The organism is Gramella sp. MT6, assembly GCF_019357415.1.
In the GTDB taxonomy this organism is placed as follows: Bacteria; Bacteroidota; Bacteroidia; order Flavobacteriales; family Flavobacteriaceae; genus Christiangramia.
This window is the reverse complement of the sequence record NZ_CP048410.1, coordinates 899569-916515: the sequence shown is the minus strand read 5'-3', so window position 1 is coordinate 916515 and position 16947 is coordinate 899569. Positions and strand designations below refer to the sequence as shown.

At 38.6% G+C, this 16947-nt stretch carries 14 protein-coding genes and 1 tRNA gene; 10 read left to right on the top strand and 5 right to left on the bottom strand.

Features of this window, described 5'->3' with window-relative positions:
- Nucleotides 1-16: 16 nt before the first annotated feature.
- Entirely contained in the window at nt 17-316 is a 300-nt protein-coding gene (locus tag G3I01_RS04180; RefSeq protein WP_219551348.1) for a hypothetical protein, read from the bottom strand.
- 115 nt (nt 317-431) lie between these two features.
- Here G3I01_RS04180 and G3I01_RS04175 point away from each other — a divergent pair.
- Nucleotides 432-503 (top strand) — tRNA-Arg (locus G3I01_RS04175).
- Between the two features lie 50 nt (nt 504-553).
- Here the strand turns inward: G3I01_RS04175 and G3I01_RS04170 are convergent.
- Both G3I01_RS04170 and G3I01_RS04165 read right to left on the bottom strand, forming a co-directional pair.
- Nucleotides 554-1282, bottom strand: a complete 729-nt coding sequence (locus G3I01_RS04170) for a phosphatase PAP2 family protein (RefSeq protein ID WP_219551346.1) — start codon at nt 1280-1282, stop codon at nt 554-556.
- Nucleotides 1283-1285: 3 nt separating this feature from the next.
- Nucleotides 1286-1879: a phosphatase PAP2 family protein gene (locus tag G3I01_RS04165; protein WP_219551344.1), complete on the bottom strand. Its 594-nt coding sequence runs from the start codon at nt 1877-1879 to the stop codon at nt 1286-1288.
- Nucleotides 1880-2182: 303 nt separating this feature from the next.
- Between G3I01_RS04165 and ppdK the strand changes: the two genes are divergently transcribed.
- Nucleotides 2183-4909: a pyruvate, phosphate dikinase gene (gene ppdK, locus G3I01_RS04160; protein WP_219551342.1), complete on the top strand. Its 2727-nt coding sequence runs from the start codon at nt 2183-2185 to the stop codon at nt 4907-4909.
- Between the two features lie 274 nt (nt 4910-5183).
- A complete protein-coding gene (locus tag G3I01_RS04155) occupies nt 5184-5393 on the top strand; it encodes a hypothetical protein (RefSeq protein ID WP_219551340.1) in 210 nt (69 codons plus the stop codon).
- An 80-nt stretch (nt 5394-5473) separates the two neighbouring features.
- Here G3I01_RS04155 and G3I01_RS04150 read toward each other — a convergent pair whose 3' ends face one another.
- Both G3I01_RS04150 and G3I01_RS04145 read right to left on the bottom strand, forming a co-directional pair.
- Nucleotides 5474-6370, bottom strand: a complete 897-nt coding sequence (locus tag G3I01_RS04150; RefSeq protein WP_219551338.1) for a serine hydrolase — start codon at nt 6368-6370, stop codon at nt 5474-5476.
- A gap of 19 nt (nt 6371-6389) precedes the next feature.
- Nucleotides 6390-7496, bottom strand: coding sequence for a formylglycine-generating enzyme family protein (locus G3I01_RS04145; protein WP_219551336.1), 1107 nt, complete (start codon nt 7494-7496; stop codon nt 6390-6392).
- A gap of 336 nt (nt 7497-7832) precedes the next feature.
- Here G3I01_RS04145 and G3I01_RS04140 point away from each other — a divergent pair, with 336 nt between their 5' ends.
- From G3I01_RS04140 to G3I01_RS04110, 7 genes are all read left to right on the top strand, one after another.
- Nucleotides 7833-8567, top strand: a complete 735-nt coding sequence (locus G3I01_RS04140) for a hypothetical protein (RefSeq protein WP_219551334.1) — start codon at nt 7833-7835, stop codon at nt 8565-8567.
- A complete protein-coding gene (locus G3I01_RS04135) occupies nt 8568-11321 on the top strand; it encodes a TonB-dependent receptor (protein ID WP_219551332.1) in 2754 nt (917 codons plus the stop codon).
- A 6-nt stretch (nt 11322-11327) separates the two neighbouring features.
- Nucleotides 11328-12503 carry a DUF4249 domain-containing protein gene (locus tag G3I01_RS04130; protein ID WP_219551330.1) on the top strand — a complete coding sequence of 392 codons (1176 nt, stop codon included), beginning with the start codon at nt 11328-11330 and terminating at the stop codon, nt 12501-12503.
- 55 nt (nt 12504-12558) lie between these two features.
- Nucleotides 12559-13722 (top strand): DUF4249 domain-containing protein, encoded by a 1164-nt coding sequence (locus G3I01_RS04125; RefSeq protein WP_219551328.1) that lies wholly within the window; start codon nt 12559-12561, stop codon nt 13720-13722.
- A gap of 1 nt (nt 13723) precedes the next feature.
- Nucleotides 13724-15436, top strand: coding sequence for a hypothetical protein (locus G3I01_RS04120; protein WP_219551326.1), 1713 nt, complete (start codon nt 13724-13726; stop codon nt 15434-15436).
- A gap of 151 nt (nt 15437-15587) precedes the next feature.
- Nucleotides 15588-16157 (top strand): hypothetical protein, encoded by a 570-nt coding sequence (locus tag G3I01_RS04115; protein ID WP_219551324.1) that lies wholly within the window; start codon nt 15588-15590, stop codon nt 16155-16157.
- Nucleotides 16158-16208: 51 nt separating this feature from the next.
- The gene (locus G3I01_RS04110; protein ID WP_257710739.1) at nt 16209-16883 is read left to right on the top strand and encodes a haloacid dehalogenase type II; all 675 of its coding nucleotides are present in this window, start codon (nt 16209-16211) and stop codon (nt 16881-16883) included.
- Nucleotides 16884-16947 lie beyond the last annotated feature (64 nt).

Genomic DNA, 16947 nt, shown 5'->3' with positions numbered 1-16947 from the left:
TGCAGAACATCCCCGCTCATTCATTGATCTTAGTAACGTTGAGGTAAACAGGACCGCCGTCTACCGGATAGCCTTCAACCTTTTCAGCCTGGAGGCTTACTTTTTCACCTTCATAATCTCCTAATTCTATATTATCACTTTTAAGTGCGTAGAAGGTATTTTCGGCTTTTAAAATATGGGTTCCATATTGATAACTAGTGATACCGGCAGGTTGGATAGTTCCAGAGTAAGAATTATCCTCATCAGATCTGGATGTTCCACAGGCGGTAGAAATTAATAGTAAAAAGCTGATTATGATCGCTGAAGAATATTTCATAAAAGATATATTTATACTGGTTTCAAGTTAAGTTTTGTATTTGAAAAGTAAAAATTGAACTTTCCTAACAGGGTTTTTAATATCTGGCAGAAACCGCTTATTTTTGTTCGCAGTTGGCCTCATAGTTCAATGGATAGAATAGAAGTTTCCTAAACTTTAGATCCAGGTTCGATTCCTGGTGAGGCTACTTTTAAACCTGTAAGTCGTTAGATTTACGGGTTTTTTATTATGCTGATTTTAAGTTTTGGGATCTCTCCGGAATATTTCTATCAGGTTGAAAATTAGAATACAAAAGACAATCCATATTAAACCGGCAATATAGCCGCCTGCAATATCTGATGGGTAATGTACTCCTAAATAGATCCTGCTTGTCCCTATGCTCAGGATAATAAAAACAAGCAGCGTAATAAGACCTGCTTTCAGATATTTATTGATCTTGAACCTGCTACATAAATAGATCAGGAAGCCGTAAAATGCCATGGCACTCATGGCATGACCACTGGGGTAGCTTAAAGTTTCAACCGAAACCATGTGTTCTATACCTGGTCTGGCCCGGTTAATAAAACGTTTCAACATCATATTCGAGACAGAAGCAAGGATCAAAACCAGAAAAGTTTGCAATACATATTTCCATCTTTTAAAGATCAATCTTGATATTAGAAAATAAAGAGTGAGTACAATGAGGTATCCATAAAGGTCTCCAACATCGGTCATAAAAATGAAAAATTCAGTTAGCGCCGGGGTGCGATATGAGATCACGTAATTTGTTACCTGATCATCCACATTAGCTAGCATGTCTGTATGTAACGTGTCTGTAAGTTCAATAAACAGGTTAATGCTGGCAACAACTATGATGAGTGCAATCACTACAAAAATTATGTAAGGCAGTTTTTCATCATAAGCCTTAAATTTTTCTATCAGGAAATTCCTGATACTTGATATGAAATCAATTAAGGTTTTTCTCATAGGTCAAAAATTATAGGTATAGCCCAGTAAATAGTTTCCATCACCACTGCTAAAGGTTATCTGCATATGCTCTTGCTGATATTCGGTAGTAAAAAGTAAGTTACTGCCTAAACCTATTGCTGCTCCGGCGAGGACATCAAGGATATCATGTTTTTTAGAGTCTATTCTACTTGCACCGGTAAATCCCGCAAGGGCGTAAGCCGGCAGGCTATATTTAAACCCATATCTTCTGTGAATAAAACCGGCACTATGAAAAACCGTTGAGGTATGCCCTGACGGAAACGCATTATCGTCGCTTTGGTCTGGCCTTTGTTTATTAATTCCAAATTTCAATCCATAGGTGACCGCTTCGGTAAGGATAAGCCCCTTGGTAAACTGCCAGGCGCCCTTTGGTTTACCCTTTTCAACTATAAAAGTAGAAGCCAGAGTTGCGGCAGGAAGGGCGAACAGGATGAAATCCCCTGCCTTTTGTGTTGTTCCAACTTCCGGAGGGGTTTCATTGGTGTCCTGGGCGAATATGAACTGACAGGAAATCAGCCAGAACCCTAGAATCGCAGCCCATCCAGGAGATTTAAAATTGAACTTGAGGTAAGTCATTTGGTACATTAGATTTGAATAAGGCAATTTATTCATTCGAATAATGGTCTTTCAAATGTAAAATTTTAATATTTCAAGCTTCCTAAAGAAAAACTAAAGAATAAACACCCTTTCTGAAAATCAAGATTATAGAGATCAGGTTGTTTGCCTTTTTCCATCATCTGGCCATTGAATTTATCAAAGCTACAGGTCCTTTAGACCATTGATAAATAATCTTTTAGATGATTTTTGTCATAATTATTAAAGCTATTCTTCCCTAATTTCAATCCAGCAATATCTCTTTTCATTCAAATAATTAGCATTATGGAAACAGCAATAAATACAAAGGCCAGGATATTCAGATTTGGGAATAAAACGGCCGACGGAACTAAGGAGATGAAGAATCTTTTAGGTGGGAAAGGAGCCAACCTTGCCGAAATGAGCAGAATTGGAATTCCTGTTCCTCCCGGTTTTACGATCACTACAGAAGTGTGCACGGAATATAATCAGAAAGGAAGGGACGAATTGATAGAAATCTTAAGACCTGAAGTTGAGGATGGAGTGCGCCATATCGAAAAGATCATGGGCACTTCTTATGGTGATAAGGAGAATCCTTTACTGCTTTCAGTACGTTCGGGTGCAAGAAAATCCATGCCTGGTATGATGGATACGGTCCTTAATCTCGGTCTAAATGATGAGACCGTTGAGGGTTTGATCAAAAAAACGGGAAACGAACGTTTCGTTTGGGATTCTTACCGAAGATTTATTCAAATGTATGGAAGTGTGGTTTTAGGAATGAAGCCGGAAAATAAAGAAGATAATGATGGTTTTGAGCAGATCATAGAGGAGTTAAAAGAGAAACGAAATATAGAACTGGATACTGAATTTATCGTAGAAGATCTTAAGGCACTGGTTCGTGATTTTAAGGTCCTCGTGAGAAAAAGTACAGGAGAAGATATCCCGGATGATCCATGGGAACAACTCTGGAATGCTACCATGGCGGTTTTCAACAGCTGGAATGGTAAAAGAGCCGTTTATTACAGAAATATGCATGGTTATCCTTCTAATTGGGGAACCGCGGTAAATGTGCAGGCGATGGTGTTTGGAAATATGGGAGAGAATTCTGCCACCGGGGTTTGTTTCACCAGGGATGCAGGTAGTGGAGAAAATGTATTTAACGGAGAATACCTTATGAATGCTCAGGGAGAGGACGTTGTGGCCGGTGTGAGAACACCTCAGCAAATAACCAAAATGGGGTCCCAGCGATGGGCTAAACTGGCCAGGGTGGATGAAAAGGAAAGATTTGAAAAATATCCTTCCTTAGAGGAACTTCTTCCATCACTGTATAAAGAACTGGATGAATATCAGCAAAAAATAGAAGATCATTACCGGGACATGCAGGATATGGAATTTACCATACAGGAGGGAAGGTTATGGATCCTCCAGACCAGGGATGGTAAACGTACCGGTACCGCTATGATCAAGATCGCGGTAGATCTTCTTAAAGAAGGGAAGATTTCTGAAAAAGAAGCAATATTGCGCATTGAGCCTATGAAACTAGACGAATTGCTGCATCCTGTTTTCGATAAGGATGCTTTGGAAAAAGCTCACGTAATTGCCCAGGGTCTTCCTGCATCTCCGGGAGCGGCCACCGGCCAGATCGTATTCTTTGCAGATGAAGCCTATAAATTCAAGAATTCTATTCTGGTGCGTACCGAAACTTCTCCAGAAGATCTTGAAGGAATGAACATCGCTAAAGGAATCCTTACAGCTCGTGGTGGAATGACCTCGCATGCGGCCGTGGTAGCTCGTGGTATGGGAAAATGCTGTGTTTCTGGAGCAGGTTCGTTAAGCATAGATTACAAGAACCGGTCTATGAAGGCAGGTAAAAAGGAATACCACGAGGGAGACTGGATCTCCTTGAATGGCAGCACGGGAAATATCCTGGAAGGAAAAGTAGCAACGGTAGAACCTGAACTAAGTGAAGATCTGGCAGAATTGCTAGAAATTTCAGATCAGTTTGCCAGCATGAAAGTGAGAACAAATGCAGATACTCCCAAAGATGCTGTTACCGCCAGGAATTTTGGTGCATGTGGAATAGGATTAACCAGGACTGAACATATGTTCTTTGGGCATGAAAGAATAAAAGCTATGCGTGAAATGATCCTGGCTGAAACGACTAATGGTAGAAGAAGAGCCTTGAAGGAATTACTTCCAATGCAAAGGACAGATTTTGAAGGTATTTTTGAAGCCATGCAGGGACAGCCGGTTACCATTAGGTTGCTGGATCCGCCACTTCATGAATTTGTACCTCATGAGCTCTCACAACAAAAGGAACTGGCCCGGGAAATGCATATTTCGGTAAAACAGGTGAAGAACAAGGTAGATGAGCTTAAGGAATTCAATCCTATGCTTGGCCATCGTGGTTGCCGTTTAGGTAATACCTATCCGGAAATCACAGAAATGCAGGCCCGGGCAATTTTTGAAGCCGCTTTAAACCTGAAAGAAAAAGGTATCGAAGTGAAACCTGAAATTATGGTGCCCCTGGTGGGAACAGTGAAAGAGTTTATTCTTCAGGAACAAATAATTAGAGAAGTCGCAGAAACTGTTTTCACTGAAAGAGAAAGCAGAGTCGAATACCTGGTTGGAACTATGATCGAAATTCCCAGAGCGGCACTAACCGCTGATGAAATTGCGAAACATGCAGAGTTCTTTTCCTTTGGTACCAATGACCTTACCCAGATGGTATTTGGGTACTCCCGAGATGATGTTGGTAAATTCTTGCCGGTATATTACGAAAAAGGGCTACTTGCAGGAGATCCTTTCGAGGCCATAGACCAGGAGGGTGTAGGACAATTGATCAGGATAGGAATAGAGAAAGGAAGAAGCACCAAACCAGACCTTAAGATAGGTATCTGCGGGGAACATGGTGGGGAACCCTCCTCTATAGAATTCTGTTATAAAGCAGGTATGGACTATGTGAGTTGTTCGCCATTCCGGGTTCCGATTGCGCGTATTGCGTCGGCTCAGGCTGCACTTAAAAATAGTTGAGGAAATTTTCAATTTCTGAATTTGAATGATAAACCCCTGGGACCATTGTTCCAGGGGTTATCGTTTTCTAAACTTGTCGCAATTTGAAATAACAGTTCAAAATTGAATCATCATGATTATGTTAATTTGTTAATATCCTGGTTAAAAACTATTTAGACCTGCTCTTAATTTAAGCTGAAAGTCTCATTAAATTGCACATACCCAAAGCATACCCCTACTTATAATAGCTGGATTTAGAACCTACAGTAATCTGATTACTGATAAATCACACTATATGAGACTTTTTTTGCGCCAGATCAAATTGATTGACCAAACGGTTACTGATATTAACATTATTAGTCTCCTGTTTAAGTTCTTTCTAATTACAGCCATTGCATTACTGGTTTTTATCTTAACGGCCAGAACCTACACGCCTGGCCCTTTTAAGGATGGGAAAAAGACCGTGCCCGAAATGCTAACAGCTAATCCACCGGCTCCCTTTTAGCGGAGGAGTTGTGTAGAAAGAAACGTCCGGAAGTTCAAATTCAGAACTCCCGGACGTTTTGTGCCTTATAAATAGAGTTTTTATTCCGTTTTATTTTCCAGGTCCTTAATGACTTCTTCTGCATGAGTATTAGAAGGATCTATTTCTAAGGATCTTTTATAGTTCTTAAGGGCAAGCTCTGTTTTTCCATTTTCTAGATAGGCTTCACCAAGGCTATCGTAAACATTTCCTGATTCTGGAAAGGCCTTAACATTTAATTGGAATATTTCTATAGCCAATTCTATTTTGCCATTTCTTAAATAGTCATATCCCAGGGAATTCATCTGACCTTCGTTTAATTCATATTCTTCAGAATCCTTTATTTCAGCATATCTATCCATTGCGGCTTCTAATCCATTTTCAGAAATTTCAGAATCCAGTGCCATGGCGACAGATCTTTTTGGCATTTGATAATCCTGATCGTATAGAATTCTACCAATGGCTTCGGTTATACTATTAAGAGGTTTTCCGCCGGTATTATTCAGAAGGACGATCACAGCATCATCTTCCGGAATCCTGGTGATCAGGGAGCTGTAACCATTTATTCCACCACTATGCACAGTTGTAAATACTGAATCTGTCTCCTGGCCAAATTTCTGATGGCCTACGAACCAGCCATAACCTGCAGCCTGAGGTCCCATTTGTTTATGAGCTTTGAACATCAATTCTTTAGAAGCTTCAGAAATTAATTCATTATTCAGTAACGCCTTATGCCAGGTATACAGATCCTCGACCGTACTATAAATGGAGCCGGCCGCATATGGAATAGACATATCCAGGTAATTGGCACATGGCAGCATTCCATAATAGGTGCCGTTCCAGTCTAACGAGGTTTTTGAATTATCTCCCATAGAAGTTTCGATTGGATCGTTCAATTGCGATTTACAACTCAACAGCGTACAGATGCCTATTAGCAAAGCGATACTTAAATTTTTCATGGTATAAATTAAAGGTCCTTTACTTTTCAGCTTCGAGCATTTCAACTGTGGCTACTGTTCTAAATCCTAAATGATCTGAACCTGAATCCAGTGCCTGTGGCATTCGTGCAGTGATCCTGTAACTCGCGCAATAAGATTTATTGCAAAGAAAAGAACCCCCTTTAATGACTTTTTCTTTTTCGTAAGGGTTTACTGGATTATAAGGTTTTTCGGGTCCCTGGGGATTAACCGCCTTACCATTTTGGATAAGTTTCTCATAATATAACTCATCATACCAATCCTGCGTCCATTCCCAAACGTTCCCGGCCATATCATATAATCCAAGGCTGTTTGCAGGAAATGATTTTACAGGGGCGGCATATTTATACCCGTCTTCTGGTTCATTTTTTAGAGGAAACTCTCCCTGCCAGGTGTTGGCAAGATAGTTCAGTTCTTTCTCGTCATTACCCCAGGTATAAATTCCACCGGGTCTCTTTCCATGTGCGGCAGCTTCCCACTCGGCTTCGGTTGGCAAGCGTCTTCCTGCCCATTTGCAATAGGCCTGGGCATCTTCAAATGAAATATGCACTACAGGAAAATTGTCTTTACCTTTAATATCACTGCCAGGGCCTTCAGGATGTTTCCAATTCGCCCCGACCTTCCATTCCCACCATTGTGAATAGTTATATTCAGAAATAGCTTCAAGGTCTTTTTTAAAGACGAGAGAGCCGGGTCGCAATAAACTATCATGTGGTCTCGGAGTATTGGGTGGTACCTGTTTTTTTAGTTCATCCCAGTCTATAGGTCGTTCTGCAACAGTTATATATCCTGTTTCATCTACGAATTCCTTGAATTGTTCATTGGTTACCTCCGTAATGTCTATAAAGAAACCATCTACAGCCACCGGATGAGCGGGACGTTCCCTGGGTAGGGCCAGTTCATCTGAATTATCTGCACCCATGGTAAAGTTTACTCCGGAAACCCATCGCATACCCTCCGGTTCAATTACATCCTCGGGTTTTTCAATTAAAATTTTATTGATTTCTACTTTTTTCTCCTGGGTAGTGGATAAGTCTTTAATTTCTTTGTTCTTATCTGTTTTACAGCCAATGGCGATTATACAGAATATGAGAAGTAATTTTTTCATGGCAACCATTTTTCAGATTAAAAAAGTAGCTAATTAATTTTAAATCAGGAAGAAAGAGGTTCTAAATTTCTGCAATATAGAGCTCCTCTTAGGTAGGTGAACTTTTTGTTTCGAATTTACAGGATCCAAAATAGGTCTAAGAGGTAAATTTCTTCCTTTGTTAAATTTAGGTAATAATCTTGTTTATTTTATACCATATCTCATCATTAAGGAAAGGTCTTTAAAGTTTGATCTAAATTTTTTAAGAATTATTTATTTGCAGGTACTCAGGTAATTATTACATTCGAAACCTTGAAATCTAAATTCTGGCCGTCTTTCGGCTTGCAGTATACCTCTATGAAACAATTTTACCTTAGCCTGTGTTTTTTTCTTTTCCTGAGTGCATTATATTCCCAGTCTTCACCCGAAAACCGAGCATTCTTTGCAAAGCTGGATTCCATACAAGGTTATAAGAACCTTTCAATTCTAAACGGTATTGCCTACCGTGAGGATTTCAGGACCATAAATGAAAAACATCCTTATTTTAACGGGAGGGAATTCCAATCGGCTAGCCTGGTTTATGACCATGAGGAGTTTTATAATATTCTGCTTAGGTATGATATCTACCAGGATAAACTAATTGCCACCATAAAAAGGTCTGGTGATGAAGTATTTATTATTGAATTAATCTCAGAACTGGTAGACTCATTCAACATAGGAGAACATAAATTCGAAAAACTGGGATCTACTGAAAGTGGCAAAACTCCTGGATTCTATGAAGTCCTTTATGAATATGATTGCCTCAAGATCTACAAAAAAGATCGTACAAAACCACTTGATAAAAGAGATCGTAGCGTAGTTTATTATGAGTTTGAAAAATTATCTACAGAATATTTTCTTTCTACCTCGAAAGGTTTTTTTGAACCTAGCCTATCAAACCTCAAGGATCAATATCCTGGCTATAAAGATCAATTAAATGAATTTTTTAGGTCTAACCGGTCTCAAAGAAGATCCAATTATGAAATATTTCTTAGAGATCTTGGAAAACTAGTAGAGGAATTTGAATGCTCAACAACTAAGAATCTGAATTAAATGAAAAGAGTATTAATTTTAATCATCTGTTTTTTTTCATTCTTCTACTCATCTTCGCAGGAAACGGAGAGTATGGATCTGGAATTCGAAAACACCAGGCTTGATGAAATCTTTAGGCTTATTGAAGAAAATTCAGACTTTAAGTTCTTCTTTCTGAAGGACTGGATTCCTGATAAGAGAATTTCAAAAAAATTCCAGGATAGACCTTTGGAAGAAATATTGTCTGAGATTCTGGAGGAGACTGTACTTAATTATTATATCCTTGATGATCGCATCATTATTACTGAAAACAATATTGTTCATAAGGACTTTTCATTTCAGACAGAAGTAAGAGAGGCCCCTGAGGAGAGACCTGAAAATATCAATGAAGAGAATATTCCATTTTTCCTTGAAGAAAATGAGAACGCGAGAGAGATCACTACGCATAAGATAGGGAAGGAGTCAGATTCCCGAGGGAACGAATATTTTACCCTTAGCGGGAAAGTGTTGAATGAAAAAGACCAAAGTCCTTTACCTAGTGTGGCAATTCTTGTAGAAGGTGAGAACAAGGGAACCCAAACCGATGTAAATGGGAATTACAGCCTGCGTCTAAAGGCCGGGCCTCATATTTTGATCGCGAGGACGCTGGGGAACGATATTGTAAGAAAGCGTGCAGTGATTTATAACGATGGAACTCTGGATTTTACTCTTTCGGAAAGCCTAGAACAATTGAGTGAGGTGATTATCGATTCTAAGTCTGATAGGAATATAAAAGAAGCCTTTACAGGTGTTTCGGTTATTGATGTGCAGAGGATCAAAACCATGCCTTTAGTACTTGGAGAAAGAGATCTTTTGAAGGCGGCTACAACCCTCCCGGGAATTTCAAAAGCGGGAGAAGGTGCCCTGGGCTTTAATATTCGTGGAGGTAGGGAAGACCAGAATCTTATCTTGCTGGATGATGGAGTGATCTATAATCCTAACCACTTCTTTGGAGTTTTTTCTGCTATAAATCCTTTTACTACTGGAAGCGTAGAGATCTATAAAGGAAATATTCCTGCGAAATACGGTGGAAGACTATCCTCGGTTTTCGATATCAGGACCAAAAAGGGAAATACAAAGCAACTTGCCGGTGAAGGGTCTATTGGTCCGGTAACCGGTAACCTGGAACTTGAGGTACCCATCGTTAAGGATAAGTCTTCACTTATTCTTGGAGGTAGGGCTACCTATTCAGACTGGATCCTTAATACCCTGGATGAAGAATCCCTGAGTAATAGTGAAGCTTCGTTCTATGATTTTATTGCAAATTACAGCCATCAGGTGGATGCCAATAATGACTATAATATCACGGGATATTATAGCAGGGATAAGTTCAGTATTACTTCAGATTCTTTATATGCCTATAATAATATGATGTTCTCAGGCACATTTAATCATAGGTTCAATAGCGACCTGGAAGGTTCTATAAATATCTCAAATAGTGATTATGGATTCGATATTGAATATGACAGTGAGTTCGATAACAGCTTTGTGTCTAGTTTTGAGATCAACGAATCAAAATTAAGGCTGGATATGGATCACAAATTGGGAAGGGATCATGAATTAAATTATGGTTTGTCAACAAAATTGTACCAAATACAACCCGGAAGTGTGAGTCCACTAGGAGCCGAATCCATTATTGAAAACAATACTCTTAACCGGGAGAAAGGCCTGGAATCGGCTTTATTCATTTCAGATCAATTTGAAATCTCAGAAAAGTTCCTTTTAAATGCCGGATTGCGTTTTTCAACCTTTTCAGCTTTAGGTCCTTCAACGGTAAATTTCTATTCTGATGATGCACCTAAAAGTGAGAATAGTATAACCGGCACACAGGAATTCGGAAACAATGAAAATGTGAAAACCTATTCAGGACTTGAATACAGGTTTGGTGCGCGTTATTCCATATTTGATGATTTCTCTGTGAAAGGCGGATATAATTCCACTATGCAGTACATTCATACCTTATCTAATAATACCCTGGTATCTCCAACCGATATCTATAAACTTTCAGATACTCATATCAAGCCTCAGCGTGCGCAGCAGTTCTCACTTGGGTTTTTCAAGAATTTCAATGATAATATGTATGAGTTAAGTATAGAAGGTTATTATAAGCTTAGCGACGATATTATAGATTTTGAAACGGGCGCGGCCCTTTTTATGAACGAGAATATTGAAACAGAGATCATTCAGGGAGAGGGAAAGTCTTATGGTGCAGAATTTTTACTGCGTAAGAATTTCGGAGACCTTAATGGCTGGCTAAGCTATACCTATTCCAGGTCTTTTATTAAACTGGATAGTGAGTTTCCTACCCAAAGGGTGAATAACGGGGAGTTTTTTCCTTCCAATTTCGATAAGCCTCACGACCTGAGTGCGATTATGAACTATAAATTAACCGAGAGATTCAGCTTTTCAGCAAATTTCATTTACCAGACGGGAAGGCCTGTGACTTACCCAATTGGGAAATATGATTTTAATAATTCTCAGTTTGTTGCCTATAGTGATCGTAACCAATATCGTATTCCAGATTATTATCGTCTAGACCTTAGTTTTAATGCCGAGGGCAATCACAAGATCGAAAAATTGGCACATAGCTTCTGGAGTATATCTATTTATAACGTTTTGGGTAGAAATAACCCTTATTCGGTATTCTTTGTTACAGATAACGGGGAGGTGAAAGCATACCAGAGTTCCATCTTTGCCATGCCTATCCCTACGATAACTTATAACTTTAAATTTTAATATCCTTTGAAGGTTTTTAATAATATATCATTTAAACTAAGCTTTTTTACGGGGCTTTTATTAATACTGAATTCCTGTGTAGAGGAACTTGAACTCGATACAGAGAATTTTGAAAGTATTCTTATTGTGGAAGCGGTGATCACAGATGAATTAGCAACCCAGGAGATCAAAATTAACCGCAGTTACAGACTTGAAGAAAACCAATCTTCTGAAGTAAGCAATGCCGTGGTGATAGTAGAGTCTTCTAGTGGAAATGATATTCGCTTTTACGAGGCCTCCCCGGGTATATATCATTCTGAAGTGGAATTCAGGGCCGTTCCGGGTACGGAGTATAAACTTGAGGTAACCACAGGTAATTCCGTTTATCGGTCTGAAACAATTTCAGGACAGGAACCAACTGGTATCGATGAGGTAAGAACTACTAAAACTGAATTTAAGGGAAATACTGGGGTAGCTATTTTGGTTAGTTCTTCAGATGATAATGCAGGTAGTTTTTATAAATATGAATACGAAGAAACCTATAAGATTGTTTCTCCTTATGAAAAACTCTGGGACCTGATTATAAATGAAGATGGCAATCTGGAAAGGATAGATAAAACCAGGGAAGAATACATTTGTTATAATACTCTGCCTTCTCAAGAACTTATTATTTCAGGAACAAATGAACTTTCAGAGAATACCGTTGATGACTATCTGGTAAAGTTTATCGCCAGGGATAATTATAAATTGTCATACCGTTATAGTATGCTGGTAAAGCAAATGAAGATCTCGGCAGATGCCCACGCATTTTACTCTACTTTGAAGAAGTTATCTGAATCTGAGAATATTTTCTCCCAATACCAGCCAGGATTGATTAACGGGAATATTCAGGCCGTTGAAGGTAATGCTGAAAAGGTAATAGGTATCTTTAGTGCCGCTGCAACAGATGAAGCGCGTGTGTTTTTTAGTTATACAGATTATTTTGACCCATTAATAGATGTAAGAGCCTCTCACCTGAACGATTGTGAACCTTTTACAGATAGTTACGATGTAATTAAGGGTTTACTCAGCGAAAATGCGGTAAAATATTTTTTAGAAGAACCACAAGGTCTATTACCTCCAATTTATTATGTAATTCCTACTCCATGTGTAGATTGTAATTTTTTTGGAACCAACGTACAACCAGAGTTTTGGGTAGAATAGAATGAATAATCACCTAATGTTTAATTTTTATAAGCTAATTTAATCCTGATAATATTTGAAATCCTTAAGCCTCATATATATCAAAATATCAGTTTGCCTTGTTCTTCTTGGCTTACTGAGTTCCTGCGTAGATGAAATTGAGCTTGCTACAGAGAATTTTGAAAGTATTCTGGTTATTGAAGGAATTATTACCGATAAGGAAGAAATTCAGGAAATTAAAGTAAGCCGCAGTTATAGGCTTGAGGAAAATCAACCCTCTCCAGTAACTGATGCTAGCGTTTCGGTAACATCCTCTGCAGGAGAAACTTTCATTTTTGAAAGGGATACTGCCGGGGTTTACTTATCGCAGGTTCCTTTCAGTGCAAAAAAAGGAATAGAATACTCCCTTGAAGTTAGTACTGCAAATGGCAATTATCAATCTAATCCTGTCGTAGGCCAGGAGGAAACCTTAATTGATAATATCAGAAGCACCAGGGCCCAACTAAGAGAAGATACAGGAGTAGCTATAGTCGTAAGTTCTTCAGACGAGGATCCGGGTGCTTATTACAAATATGAATTCGAGGAAACCTTTAAGATCGTCTCAAGATACAGGATATTAAATGATCTTATCATCAACGAGGATGACGAATTCGAGGTGGTTCCCAAAGCAAACGAGGAATATATTTGCTATAACACACTGCCCTCCCAGGAGATAGTACTTTCGAATACTAACGAGCTTTCAGAAAATAACGTAAACGATTACCTGGTAAGGTTTATTTCCAAAGAAGATTCGAAAATCGCTTACAGGTATAGTATTCTTGTGAAACAATTGAAGATATCTGCTGATGCCCACGATTTTTATACAACCTTAAAGAACTTATCTGAATCCGAAAATATTTTCTCTCAATACCAGCCTGGCTTTCTTGAAGGTAACATTCAAGCTGTGACCAATTCTGCCGAGAGGGTGATAGGTTTTTTTACAACGGCCGCGGTAGATGAACAAAGACTGTTTTTTAATTATACAGATTATTTTGATGTGGAGGAGGACCCCAGGCCATACCATTATGGACCTTGTGAGTCTTACCTTCCAGAAAGGGACTTGCTAAGAGAGCTTATTGAAACAAATCAAGTAGAGTTATTTGGAGAGGATCCTCCCGGGGTTTATAGCGTAATTGCAGCCCGATGCGTCAACTGTAATTTTTTTGGAACTAATGTGCAACCAGAATTCTGGACCGAATAAGATGAACAAAATATTTAAATTTATAATAGTTGCCTGCCTATTGATTTCACAATTGATCCAGGCGCAAGAGAGATCGCCTCAACTGATAGACAAGCCTTTCGAAAAAGCTGAAAGGGTTTATATTCATTATAATTCTTCATTTTTCTTGCCTGGGGAGACCCTGAAGTATGCATTATACAATTTGAAAGAGAAGAACATGGAAACAAGCGAGATCAGTAAGATCGCGCATGTCATGCTCTTAGATTCAGAGGAAAAAATTGTCTTTAAACATAATTTAGACCTGGTGGCAGGTGCTGCCTATTCAGATTTTCTAATCCCGTCCTCCCTGGCAACCGGAAGTTATAAACTGGTTGGATACACTAACTGGATGAAAAATTACGAGGATCCCGGGGTTTTTATGGGAGATATCTATATCATAAATCCATACCTAAAACTTGAAAAGGATAAGGTTTTTGCTGAGGTTGGTATGAATAAGGCATCCTCACCTGTTTTAAAGCAAAAAGTTTCTGCTCCTTTTGATGTAAAACTTAATAGCGATTCTGTTGGAAAAAGGGAAAATATTAATTTGACTCTAGGTCTTTCAGAAGATGATATCAGTAAGTCCAGATTATCGATCTCCATAAGAAAAATTGGTTCTACGGTTATTGCCAGACCAGTGAGTACAGTTCAATTAACTAATAAGAATTCAGGAGATTTCCGCTTTAATAGTTTACCGGAATACCGAGGTGAGCATATTAGCGGTCAGATTTTGAACCTGAATGATAAGCCGGTAAATAAAAAGATGAATCTTACGTTTTCGGTTCCTAACAGGCCAGATAAATTCCGGATATACTCCACAGATGAAAACGGTAAATTTAACTTTCAAGTTTCAGACCTGGTAGATTTTTCTACGGCAAGCCTTAAAGTTGTTGCTATGGATAATCAAAACTACAAGGTAAGACGGGATTCTCTGAAAATGGATTTTGGCCAGATGTCCTTTTCAAAGATTCCCATCAATCAATTAAATGAAGAAAGGTTAAGTGAAAGGATAGTTCACCATCAGATCGAACAATATTATGCCTCTGTAAAAGCAGATTCGGTTCTGAATTATTCTTCTTCAAATATATTCTACGGAGATAAATCAACCAGATATGTTCTGGATGATTACACCAGGTTCAATACGATGAACGAGACCTTTGTTGAGGTCATAAATTTTGTGTCTTTTAAAAATGATGGCGATCAAAAGATAGTTAAGCTCTCAGATTTTCAAAATCCTAATGCTACCGGAGGAATTCCTCTTATCCTGGTTGATGGTATCGCTGTTACTGATCATATGGATGTGTATAATCTTAATCCTAATACTGTTGAATCCATTAGTGTCCTTGTAGACAAATATTATTATGGTCCGGCTTTCTACCAGGGAATACTTGATATCAGAACTAAAAATTCGTCTTATTCAGATACCGATAACAGTTTTGAATTGAAGCTACAACCTGTTGAAAGAAAAAAGCAATACTATTCTCCTGAATATATTACGGCGAAAACAGAGGAACTTTCCAGGGTACCCGATTACAGATATCAATTGCTTTGGATACCAAGAATAGAATCAAAAAACATAGATTTTTATACTTCAGACATAACCGGTGACTTTGAGATCAGGATTGAAGGTTTTCTTCAAGATGGCACGCCGGTTTCAATTAGTGAATATCTTCAGGTTGGTGAGGGACTGGAATAGATATACAGATTGAACTTCAGGTATTTTTCTTCCTCAAATGATAGAATCAAAAGCCCCCTAAATGTTAAATTGAGTCTTTATAACATCTGATTAACAGAAAGTTATGGAATACTTTGCTAACTTTTACGGTTCAATCTTAAACATTCTAATTATGAAAAATTTGAAAAACTATGGGCTTTTGATTATTATATTTTCGCTGGTATTTAACCTGAATACGAATGCTCAATCGAAAAAGAAGCAAAAGGATTTTATTAAGGATAAAGACAAGGAAACTCTAGTGATAGATGCCAAATATGCTATGGAAGAGCTGCGTGAAAATAATGCCGATGTAGCCAGGCTTGCAGATGATGCTTATGGTTACGTGGTCTTTCCAAATGTGGGTAAAGGAGCCTTTATCGCAGGGGGAGCAGCAGGAAATGGCGTGGTCTATCAAGGTGGTAAACAAATTGGCTGGGCTCAATTAAGACAAGTAGATGTTGGGCTGCAAATAGGAGGAGAAGCTTTTAGAGAGGCGATCTTTTTCCAGACCCAGCAGGATCTCGAAGAATTTAAATCTGGAGAATTGGAATTTACAGGCGGAGTTTCTGCAGTGGCAATTACTGCGGGAGAGTCTCGTAGCGTGAATTTTGAAGATGGAATGGCCGTAGTCACCATGCCTAAAGGTGGAGCCATGATAGAGGTGTCTGTTGGAGGCCAGAAATTCAAGTATAAGGATATGTAAAAAGTTAAATTTAATCTGAAAAGCCGGTGATCTAACCGGCTTTTTTATTTTATGAGAATGAAAGAAAATATTTCCACTTTAATATTTGATGTAAACGAGACGCTTCTGGATCTCCAACCGCTTAAGGATAGTATCAATAACTCATTACAAGATCTGAATGCAGCCAACGTCTGGTTCGCCCAGCTTCTTCATTATTCCCTGGTAGAATCCATAACCGGAACCTACCATGATTTTAGTGGGATCGCTGCCGCCGTTCTTAAAATGAATGCACAAAAACATAATTTGGATTTTTCGCAGGATGAAATTAAGAAGATACTAAGTCCCATACAGTCACTTCATCCTTACCCGGAAGTGAAAGAGGGGTTAAAACAATTGAAGGATTCCGGGTATGAAATGGTTGCTTTCAGCAATGGAAAACCAGAAGTTTTAAAGAATCAACTGGAATTTTCTAAACTAGACCACTACTTCGATCATATTTTGAGTGTGGAAGCAGTAAAAAAATATAAACCTCATCCAGATACTTATAGGTACGCAATAAAGCAGGCAGGAGGAGAAATTGAAACTTCTATGATGGTGGCAGCACATGGATGGGATATTGCCGGAGCAAACAGGGCAGGTTTGCAAACAGCCTTTATTCAGAGAGAAGGAAAATTTATTTTTCCTTTGGCGGCTGAACCTGATATTATTGCTGCGGATATAAAAATGCTAGCATCAGAATTATCCTAGAACCGATCCTTTAAAAAATAAAAAACCGCTTCGATAATTTTCAAAGCGGTTCTTTATGATTTTT